The 10,741-nt window shown below is 44.8% G+C and carries 8 protein-coding genes and 1 pseudogene; 8 read left to right on the top strand and 1 reads right to left on the bottom strand.

The window, feature by feature from the left end:
• Positions 1–19 precede the first annotated feature (19 nt).
• The 8 genes from HMPREF3066_RS12080 to HMPREF3066_RS03305 all read left to right on the top strand — a co-directional run bounded on the left by HMPREF3066_RS12080 (position 20) and on the right by HMPREF3066_RS03305 (position 10,381).
• On the top strand, positions 20–283 hold the full coding sequence (locus HMPREF3066_RS12080; protein WP_080614207.1) for a PAAR domain-containing protein: 264 nt from the start codon (positions 20–22) through the stop codon (positions 281–283).
• A 212-nt stretch (positions 284–495) separates the two neighbouring features.
• On the top strand, positions 496–3,771 hold the full coding sequence (locus HMPREF3066_RS03335; RefSeq protein ID WP_070440435.1) for an ImcF-related family protein: 3,276 nt from the start codon (positions 496–498) through the stop codon (positions 3,769–3,771).
• On the top strand, positions 3,771–5,396 hold the full coding sequence (tssA, locus tag HMPREF3066_RS03330; RefSeq protein ID WP_070440434.1) for a type VI secretion system protein TssA: 1,626 nt from the start codon (positions 3,771–3,773) through the stop codon (positions 5,394–5,396). Before HMPREF3066_RS03335 ends, tssA begins: the two co-directional genes overlap by 1 nt.
• Positions 5,397–5,405: 9 nt before the next feature.
• Complete coding sequence (gene tssF / locus HMPREF3066_RS03325) at positions 5,406–7,172, top strand: type VI secretion system baseplate subunit TssF (RefSeq protein ID WP_070440432.1); 1,767 nt, start codon at positions 5,406–5,408, stop codon at positions 7,170–7,172.
• The gene (tssG, locus tag HMPREF3066_RS03320; RefSeq protein ID WP_060974590.1) at positions 7,136–8,245 is read left to right on the top strand and encodes a type VI secretion system baseplate subunit TssG; all 1,110 of its coding nucleotides are present in this window, start codon (positions 7,136–7,138) and stop codon (positions 8,243–8,245) included. The genes tssF and tssG overlap by 37 nt, the downstream gene beginning before the upstream one ends.
• A 20-nt stretch (positions 8,246–8,265) precedes the next feature.
• Positions 8,266–8,805, top strand: coding sequence for a type VI secretion system lipoprotein TssJ (gene tssJ / locus HMPREF3066_RS03315; RefSeq protein WP_003765178.1), 540 nt, complete (start codon positions 8,266–8,268; stop codon positions 8,803–8,805).
• The gene (gene tssE / locus HMPREF3066_RS03310; protein WP_003758401.1) at positions 8,805–9,218 is read left to right on the top strand and encodes a type VI secretion system baseplate subunit TssE; all 414 of its coding nucleotides are present in this window, start codon (positions 8,805–8,807) and stop codon (positions 9,216–9,218) included. The genes tssJ and tssE overlap by 1 nt, the downstream gene beginning before the upstream one ends.
• Positions 9,219–9,265: 47 nt before the next feature.
• On the top strand, positions 9,266–10,381 hold the full coding sequence (locus tag HMPREF3066_RS03305; RefSeq protein ID WP_321178898.1) for a hypothetical protein: 1,116 nt from the start codon (positions 9,266–9,268) through the stop codon (positions 10,379–10,381).
• A gap of 253 nt (positions 10,382–10,634) precedes the next feature.
• On the opposite strand, the pseudogene HMPREF3066_RS12720 reads toward HMPREF3066_RS03305, so the two are convergent.
• Positions 10,635–10,741: pseudogene (locus tag HMPREF3066_RS12720) on the bottom strand (IS1595 family transposase); the annotation flags it as partial.

Here is a 10,741-nt window from a genome sequence, read left to right as displayed (position 1 = left end):
CCGTACTGGTTTAAAGTTAATCCACTATATTATCAGGCTGGGAGATTCGACTACTCATGGAGGCGTTGTGGTTCAAGCGTCTTCGGATATGGTCATTGAAGGAAAGCCTGCCGCTCTGGTAGGCGATTTGGTTTCTTGCCCCATACCTGGGCATGGAACCAATCCGATTATCGAAGGCAGTCAATATATGTCGTTTAAAGGGCGCGATGTCGCTGTGGACGGTTGTAAAACTGCATGCGGCTGCGCTTTGATCAGCAGTATGCCGACTGTCGGAAGCGACTAAGGGGAATGGAATCTGCACGGAGTTAAAGTGCCGGGTTGTCTGAAATAAGATACAAAATTGCATAATCCTTTTAGTGTCACAGGTTTTTAGGGGCGCATGCCTGATTCGGGGCAGGTTTGGCAAAAAGCCTTTCATCTTAATAATTCAAAAGTTCTGATATTCAAAATACAGATTAAGTTTTTAGATTTTAAGTTTATTTTTCGGAAGTTATTATGAAGCCAATTTTTACTGGCATAGTGGTTATTATTCTAAGCATCGTCAGTGCAGTCTTACTCTACTTTTTAGGTCATAAATTCGGAATTGATACATCTGCAGCCAAAGCGGTTGTTTGGGCATGTATCACAGTAGTGACCTCGTTGATATTCTTTATCCCTCTGTTGACGCGAATGCTTTGGTCAGGCGTGTCCGACAGACATTCCAATTTGAAGCATCTGAATCCCGAAGATTTAAGCGGTGACAGTGCGGAATCTACCCATTTGATCGGTGTGTCGGAACGCTGGGAGCAGTTGAGACATATCCACTTGCTGACCAAGCAATATAAAAAACATCGTAAGCCTTGGATTTTTGTGGTCACCCAAGACACTGCCTTGCTGGAAGCCTCTTTACCGGATATCCGCCGTCAGTTGTGGGTGGAAACCGCACCGGCTATTTGGATTGATGCACAAGCCATGGAGCCTGCAGGCGGTTGGCAATATCTGAGGGGCGTGGGTAAACGTCCTGCCGAAGGCATTGTTTCGCTTCAGGCAAAATCCTCAATTCACGAAAATGCTGCGCAATTGACCGAGTTAATGAAAAAGCTCGGATGGAAGCTGCCGATTAATCAGGTGTATCTGACCAATGAAACCGATGAAATGCCATCAGCCATCAGCCATGCTTTGAAATATGGTTCGACTGTATCAGCAACGGAGTTGGCGAAAGAATTGGATCAGTTTGCCAACCAGTTGGCAGCATTGGGTACGCAGCTAATTGAGGAAGATTTGCGCCAAACACCTATTGCAAAACTGTCTGCCACCTTGCCCTCCCAAAGTCAGGCTTTGGCGGATCATATTGCTGCTGAAAAACGGAGTTTGGGAAAACTGGATACAGTTGCCGGCGTTTCGTTTATTCAAACCAATAATCCTGAACAATCAGGAGATCTGATTTACCGTGCGTTTAATGATCTGTCTGTTTTGGGTTCTGGTAAGAAACTGCATTTGTCCAAAACGGAAAAAACTTATCTGGCGATGAGTGCCGTAGCTTTGTTGGTCGGTAGTGTGTTTGCAGTGGGGGCACACAGCAGTTATCAAGATATAGGTCGTCTGAATGCTGATTTGGAAAGCATTCAGAAGGCAAAATCACGCTCGGAAAAAGTTGCAGCATTAGTCAAGCTGCAACAGAGTATTACCGAAATGGAATCCGGCAGGGATTTCTTGCAATATACAGCCAAGTTCTTGGGCTATGAACATAGAAAAGAGTTGTTGGCTGCCGCGTATCGTAAATACGGTATTTTGGTTAAAGATGTCGTCAGCCGCCCGGCTACCGTATTCTTTGCGAATAAGTTGGATGGTTTGACTATGCTCGAAGGGCAGATTCCGGACGACTTCGAACTGCAAGACAGTTCTTATCAAGACTTGAAAGCATATTTGATGATGACATCTCATGTGGAGAAAACCAAAGACAAAAAAGATGCTGAATTCCTGACGAAAAAGTTGGTGGAAATGCTTTCAGCACAGAATGTTTCTGCCAAAGATGCACAGATTTTGGCTCAATTCTTCGTACCACGCATGGCCACCCATTCCGGTTGGCTTGAGACGGAGCAGTCTGAATTGGTATCACGAAGCCGTCAGATTTTAGTGGATTGGATCAACCGTGACCAAGGCAGTGAGCAGTTATACAAACGCATCGTACAAGGTACGGATGCCAAGCTGAAAACCATTACATTGGCAGAGCTGCTGAATAAGGATTTGAAAGGCATTTGGAATGTTGGTAAACCTTTGCCTCGCGTGTATACAATCGAAGGCTGGGAAAAATACATCAAACCTGCTTTGGAGCAAGCTGCCAACGACAGTAAGAGTAACGATTGGGTGCTGGGTGGAAATCTGCATCAGGCATCGGTGACGGAAGCGGCTATTAACAGTTTGAAAGAACGTTATTTCAAAGAATATGCTGCTGCCTGGTATGACATGATGAACAGCATTACATGGCAGCCTAGGGCGACTAATTTGGACTCGGTAAACCAACTTCATGTTTATGCGGATCCCAAACGCTCGCCATTAGTGGCATTGTTTCATGCCATAAAAGAAAGCAGCCAGTTGGATAGCAAAAAAATCGACGTGAATCCAGCGGTTACCGATGCTGCAAAACGTGCAGCGGCAAGACAGCTGTCTGCACGCTCGCGTAGGGTTGCTGATACGGTACTAAATTCACAAGCTGAACACATCAATGCTTTGGAAGGTAAAGTCAATGATTATCTGGCAGGACCGTTGGAAGCAGAATTTGAAACCTTGTTGCAATTGATTGATGCACAAATCAATCCTAAGAGCGATTTGAGCCTGCAACGCTACCTTGAGCGAGTGACGACCATTAAACAACGCTTGATTCAAATGGCGTCTTCTTCCGATACCGGTGGTGTAGCCAGATCGGCCGTGCAAGGTGTTTTGAACGGCGGAGACAATGAATTTCTTGAAGGTATGCAGTATGCGCGTTTGATTGAAGCTGGTGTGGGCGACAGATTGCTGCCGTTTGCGCGCAACGTTTTTGTCTTGCCATTTAATTCCGTATGGGATTCGATTGCAGGTGTGGCCCAAAAAGACATCAATAATCTGTGGGCAAGCAATTTTGTTAATCCTATGCAGTCTGAATTGGGCGGCAGATATCCGTTTGCCAAATCAGAAACCGAAGTTTCGATTCCCGTATTGGCAAAATACTTGGATATCAACAAAGGCGCATTGAATCAGTTTATAACGACCCAATTGGCAGGTGTTTTGACCAAACAAGGCAATCAATGGATTGTGGCACCGGGAAGCGAATTGAAAGTCAATCCGGGATTGTTGCAACAGCTGAATAAATTGAGTGCGATTTCTGAGGATTTCTTCGTCAACGGAGAAGGTGGTTACAGCTTTGAGCTTAAGCCGACGTCTACTCAGGGGATTGTTCAATTCGACTTGGTTGTTGATGGTCAATCATTGAATTATTTCAACCAACAGACAGAGTGGAAGCCATTCAAATGGCCGGGTGATGTCAGCAATGCCGGTTTGCGTATTTCTTGGGAAACCGAGGCAGAAGGTATGCGTAAAACTCAGGAAATCAGCGGACGTTTCGGTTTCATCCGTATGCTTGAAAAATCCAGGGTTACACCGATTGATGGAAGTACCTATTTGGTTGAGTTCCCACTGGAAAAAGACAAATTGATGCGCTTCTATATGCGGACCAATTCCGGTAAAGGACCGTTGGGACTGCTGGATCTGAAAAATATCCATCTGCCGAATAAGATTTTTGAGGTTAAATAATGATGACATTACCCCAATGGGTAAAGCCGATACTCGGTGATGAAGGTACATCTATCACCGATAACAATATCCATCGCTGGCAAGAATGGTTGGAGCCTGTTTCAGACGACCATCCTTGCGGCGAGGATGTTGCCTATACAGATGATTTTGAAGCCATCAAAATTGAGTTGGCCAAACTTTCGGGTATGGACTACCGATTGATTTTGGATGCTTCAGAACGCTTGCTGAAGCGTGAATCTAAAGACCTGAGGGTAGCAACCTATTACATTTTTGCCTCGCTGAGAGACAGAGGCTTGGCAGGTTTTTCAGACGGCTTGGAGATTTTGTGCGGGTTGCTGCAAAAATTCGATCAGTCGCTATGGCCGAAAAAGCCTGTACAAAAACGTAATGCATTAAATTGGTTGTCCGGCGAAAGGGTGCTGGATACGCTTAAGAACGTGGGATTATCCGATTCTACGGAACTTAAGCGGACATTATCGGCTTTGATGTCGTTGCAACATTACTTTGAGGGATGGGAAGAGGTAGTACGCCCCAGCTTATTTCCATTGTTGCAATATTTTGAAGAGTCATCTGTTCGTTTTTCATCTTCTCCAACAAGTTCAAGCCAAAATCAGGAGACCAGTGCGCCTGTTGAGCAAGTGGCAACGCCGCAAATTCATCAAGAGAGTCGAGGGTCGTCTGAAAGTCTGACTGTCACAAAGGTTAACTCTTCTAAAGCCTTGCTTGACCAAGTCAGGATTAACGCTGCCTACTTGAGAGAACAGGATGATGGTTATTGGTCTGCAAACAAGATGATTCGGGCTGTCCGTTGGGGCGGATTGAACGGCATTCCTCCGCATCAAAACGGTCAGACGCGGTTGAAGGCTCCAAGGGCAGATTTATTGGCAAATCTGAATCGTTTGATTCAGGAGCAGCAATGGCGCGATTTGCTCGATAAAGTGGAAGCGGCTTTTTTGGAAGGTGCTAATCACTATTGGCTGGATTTGCAATATTACACATGGCAAGGTCAGCAGGCATTGGGTGGTTTATATCTTTCCCAAGTTGATTCATCGCTATTTGAGTTGAAATCCTTCTTGACCCGATGCGAAGGCCTGACCGGCTTGAGTTTTGATAACGGATTCCCGTTCGTATCGGCTGATACGCTTAAATGGCTGGAAGAAAAGGTCATGTCGTCCGCGCGCAAGCAGACGAGTAGTCAAGCCATTCAAAAAGCAGTGTTAGCGTCGCCATCTCAGACAGAAAATCAAGAAAGTTACTGGCAACAGGCGCTGTTGCAAACACAAGAACACGGTTTAGACGCTGCATTTGCTTGGTTGGAAACATTACCGGAGTGGCAGACAGGTTCGGGGCAGGTTAAGAAATGGGTGATGATGGCTCGGTTGGCTGTAAGCGCCCAAAAGGCGGACTGGGCAGTGAAACTGTTGGAACAGGCTTCGAAGCAGATGCAAGTGTTGACAGTTAAAGAGTGGGACAGACATTTTACGTTTGAAGTGTATGCTCTTTGGTATCAACTATTAAGTGAAAACCTTGATAATAAAGATATTGAGGCAGTCGGACAGCTCGAATTTTTACGGACAGAGTTGATGCAGGCAGATGTTGTCCGTGCATTGGAATTAATTTATTAAGCATATATTATGTCAGATCCCACATTACGCTATTATGAAGAAGAGATGCGGTATCTCAAAGAGGCGGGATTAGAGTTTTCAAAAGCCCACCCTGATCGTGCCGCAATGCTGAATTTAGACAGAGTAGGTACGCGCGATCCTTATGTAGAAAGACTGTTTGAAGGCTTTGCTTTTTTGACAGGGAGAATCAGACAAAAATTAGATGATGACTTTCCGGAATTGACGGAGGGGTTGGTCCATATGCTGTGGCCACATTATCTGAGGATGATTCCTTCCCTGACTGTTTTGGAATTGATTCCGGATAATAAAAAGTTGCAAGGAGGGCAAGTCGTTAAAAAAGGATTGTCCGTTCAGTCCGAACCTATCAATATCAACGATAGATTAACCAGATGCTTGTATCGGACCACTGCTGATGTTGCGCTCCAGCCTTTGAGCATATTGCATACATTGTTGGATTATGATGCGAATGGTCAAAGCGTCATCAAATTAACTTTCGGTATCCACCGGCAAATACAGAAAGAGAATTTAGATTTTTCCAAAATCAGAATTTATATTTCCGCTGATGAACCGATTGCCTTCGCATTGCGTCATGCTTTGTTGAATCAGACAGCGCGAATCAGCCTGCATCATGCCGAATTGCCATCTGCCGGCAATATACAGTTTAAGGCAGTCGGATTTGCTGAAGATGAAAGGTTGTGGGAGAAAGTCAATAACAGCTTTAGCGGCTATCAACTATTGCTGGAATATTTTTGTTTCAAACAGAAGTTTTTCTTTATTGATTTAGTGGGCATCGATGCCGGAGCGTGGTCGGAACGGATTAATGAGTTTAGCGTGAATGTGGTTCTTTCCAAGCAATACCCTTCAGAGCTTCGATTCCCTCCTGACTGTTTGAAATCGAACTGCGTGCCTGCCATCAATCTGTTTGATATGGAAGCAGAGCCTATCCGAGTGGATCATAAGGCGTTCGAATATCAGGTGAAGCCGCTGTTACATGAAGGTATGGCCGTTGAAGTTTATTCCGTCGAAGAGGTAGAGGCGGTTAATCATGAAACAGGTAAGCGTTATCCCTATATTCCTTTTTCCTCATTCCAGCATCGTGGCGGATTGATGAAATATGATGCGCCGGAAAGGTATTTCCATACCAAAGTCAAGCAAGGCGTATCAGGAAGACATGAAACATTTATCATGCTTGGCGGATTGTTGTGGGATAGAAAAGACATATTGCCTACTGAGACGCTTTCATTGAAGGTGGTCGGGACAAATGGTGCTTTGCCGCGTAAAAGTCTGAGGGAAACCCAAATTCAAGACGACGATATCGCTGAACCAAATATCAAAATGGTCAGAAACCTTACTACGCCGACATTGTCTTGCTACCCGCCGACAGAGGATAGATTCCAATGGCGCATATTGTCCCATTTGTCACCCAACTATTTATCACTATTGAATGTCGACAGTTTGAAAGGGGCATTGTCCATTTACGACTGGACTGAAGACGAGCTGAACAAGCGCAGACTGAATGGTATTGTTGATGTCAAACATGAAACAGTACAGAGAATCGAGCGTGGCGCAGTCCATCGCGGAATTCATATTACCGTAACATTTGATTCAACCGCATTTAGCGGTGAGGCGGAAATTTATTTGTTCGGAGAATTATTGAACGAATTTTTTGCAATGTATGCTGATTTGAACCTGTTTACCCGGTTCAGCATTGTTTCTCTGCCATCCGGGAAAACATATACATGGAAAGACAGCAAAACAACTATCACACGGTTTTAGAAACGGCGCACAAAAGCGCCAAAGAAAATAACGACAGGCAAACGCTTCCCTTATGGGAGATTCCTAGAAATAAAGCGCAGCGCGAAAGCGGGTCGTCTGAAATCTTCCAAGAGAAATTGGGGGAGTTTATTGTACGCAATGCGGCAACAATGAATTTCTTCCAATTTTGCCGGGTTCTGGAAACCCTTGCCGAAGGAAATGAAGAAAAGGCTGTCGAGTCAACCGTAAGATTTAGAAGGGTAAAGTCTTTATCTTTCCCTTCCGGGGAGATTGCATCGGTTGAATATGACGCAGAAGCCGATCTGCCGACTGTCAGGACGACATTTTTAGGTTTGTACGGTGTCGATGCGGTTTTGCCGGATTACTTCCTGAACGATATTGCGACACATAAAGACGGCAGTGAAAGCCTGGCAGCATTTTTAGATATTTTTAACCACCGAATCACGACCCTGTTTTTCCAAGCATGGAAAAAATACCGTTATCCGTTTCTGTTTCAACGGGAGGGGCAGGATGACCTATCGCGTTCCCTCTTGCACCTAATCGGGCAAGGCATGGTCAACGGGAAATTCATGCATCCTCTGCTGGATAGCAGGATTTTGGGATTGTTCAGTATTTTTTACCAACGAACCCGAACCAAAGAAGGGATTGTCAGCATTGTCAGATACCTTCTTCCCTTTGCCGACGTAAAAGTAAAAGAGTTCCAGCCGCAGTGGGTCATTTTGGAGAAGGACCGCAAACTGGGGAAAGCCGGTTTGCGGTTAGACGGGGGAAGCGCATCTTTGGGCGGACGGATAAAAGATTACAGTCATTTGGTGCGTATTGAAATTACACCCGATACATTTGACAACGCGCAGCTTCTGTTGCCAAAGCAGCAATTGCACCAAAAATTGCTCGAATTATTAAAACTCTATTTGGGTCGTCGTTTTGATGCGAGTGTTTACCTGAATATTAAAAAACAATGGATACCCAAAAGCCGTTTGGAAAAAAAACAAATATTGGGGATTAATACCGGTTTAGGTGCGATGCACCAAGACAAACAAATAAAAATAGCGAACTATACTTACTCAAACTAACTTCAAGAAAACGGAAAATCATGAATAAAAAAACCAGAATTACGTCAGTCTGCTCATTAGCCCTTTTATGCGCCATGCTTTCAGGATGCGGGATTTGGCAAGGCATGAAAGATGGAACGGTTGAAGCAACGAAAAGTGTTTTTTATACCAAACTCAAGATTTTGAAAATCGACCTGATTGCACGAAACGGTTTGAATCAAAACGAGCGCGGGCAGTCGCTGTCGACAGTCGTCCGAGTGTATCAGTTGAAAGACAAGCAAAATTATGAAGTTGCCTCATATCGCGATTTGCTCAATCAAGACAAAACCATCTTGAGCAACGATCTAGCGGAAGGTTACAAGCAATATACCATCCGACCGGGGGAGACCATCAGCTTTGATGAAACGCTGAATAAAGACACCAAATATGTCGGCGTCGTCGCTTTCTACAACAAAGTAGGGGAAGAGCAGACTTGGAAAATGTTGATTACCAAAAAGCAGCTGACCAATAAAAAACCGGTCGTTATCGAATTGGTGGATAACAAAGTCCTGCTTCAAGAGACGGTCAAGAAAGTCAAATAATGGATGCCGCACTCTATGAGAAACTGACCGGATTTTATTCCGACGGTTTGCCGATAGATGACCTGCCGGGCAGCTTCCAGTTGGTTCGCAGTGTTTTGGACAATATCCAACGCATTCTTAACAGCAGGAGCGGTTCCTTGAAACATCTGCCGGATTATGGGATTCCCGATCTCAGCATGGTTTATAAAAACCTGCCGTCCAGCGCGCATGACTTGCGGTATTTTATGAGAAAAACCTTGTTGAAATACGAGCCGAGATTAAGGAACTTGGATATCCACCTCACTGAATCCAAAGACAATATCATGGTCTTGTGTTATCAGCTGGAATGCGAAATCGAAAACGTGGGTGCGGTAGTGATAGACACTTATTTTATGCCTGAGGGGACGGTTTCCGTTAAACGCAGCCGGACATAAGCTTTCTTTGGCGTGAATAGATTACTTTGAAAATTAAGAAATAAAATATGGTTAAACACATTTTCCTTACTTGCGGCGTGTTGCTTTTAGCAACCGCTCAAACCGCCTTTGCCAAAGAGCTGGAAGGCATGTTGGTCACTCAAAACAATTATGTCCGGATTCGAAGTTGTGATTTGAAAAACAATTACACTTTGCTCCCCGGTAGCGGAAACGGCTATGAAGCCGCAGCGGAAATCATCAGCGTCAGAAAAAATACGCCTGAAAACACACCAATCTATGTCAGGCTGAGAGGAAATCTGGAAAATACCAATTTTTTGATTTCCGGGATTGATTTCATCAAAATGGGCGAGAGCTGCCATGTACCGCATACCGAAACTCCGCCTGCCGAAGTCGTTATTCGAGAGTATCCGCTTACTCAGCAGAAATCAGGTTCGACTGGAGGGAAGTCTGAGTCTAAACAAGACAATTTGAAATTAAAAGCTACGGAATCCCAACAAACTAAGGCAGAACAGGACAAACCGGAAGAAACGGCAGGCAAGTCAGAAGAACCGATTCCTTATCCTGAAGTTACACAGACTAATCAATCGGAAGACAGTAAAAAGTCTGAAGACAAGACAAATCCAGACGACCTTGTTAAAGAAAGTGTGAAAACTGAGGATGCCAAACAGGCAGATACCGAGAAATCTGGTCTTACAAATGCTGGCTCGGAGACTCTGGTAGTATCAAAAACAACTTCGCCAGCTGAGAGACAACCCGTAGAAAATAAGGAAAGTAATACGTCGGCTAAAGCAGAGGTATCTGAAACGGTAGAAGTGCCAGCCAAAGCAGAAACACATGAAACAGTAGAAGCGCCAGTCAAAGCAGAAATATCTGAAGTGGTAGAAGGGTCAACCCAAGTAGAAACACCTGAAAAGGTAGAAACGCCAACCAAGGTGGAAACTTCTGAAACCGTAGAAACACCAGCCCAAACGGAGGCGCCTGTAACAGTAGAAAAACGGATAACAACAGAAACTACACCAACTACGCAAGCTCCGGTACTGGAAGAAGTGTCGATAAAAGCGGTTGATGTGGAGGAGTATTTGTCTGTATCTGAGCCTGTAGCTCCTATGGTTTTGCCAGCAGAAAGTCAGCCGGTAGAAGCCCCACTACCGTATTCAAAGTGAAGCCTGAAACCGGTAAGCAGGATTCTCCATCGCTAGAGCATGAGCCTTTGGCACCGCAAATAGATATCCAACGCGAAGAAACGCATTCTGCGCACAATACGTTGTCGGCTTCCCAATGACTACCAAAACATCTGTGCCATAGGCAGAGTCGCCTACCTTTCATGAAGAAACACTGGTACAGCCGGTTTATGTCAATAAGGTCATCGTGCATGATGATGATGCCTTTAAATAAAGGGGCTGACGTAGATTAGCCCTAAATTCCACACCAATCCCGCAGGATTTTTAGCTGCCGGGACGGTGTGCCGAAGTTAAATCGAAATTCGCATTCTGAGACCTTTGCAAAAAAGCCCTTCCCCCGAC

Source organism: Neisseria sp. HMSC03D10 (assembly GCF_001807625.1).
Lineage (GTDB): Bacteria > Pseudomonadota > Gammaproteobacteria > Burkholderiales > Neisseriaceae > Neisseria > Neisseria mucosa.
The sequence above is the reverse complement of the archived record's forward strand: the minus strand, read 5'-3'. Positions and strand labels throughout refer to the sequence as shown.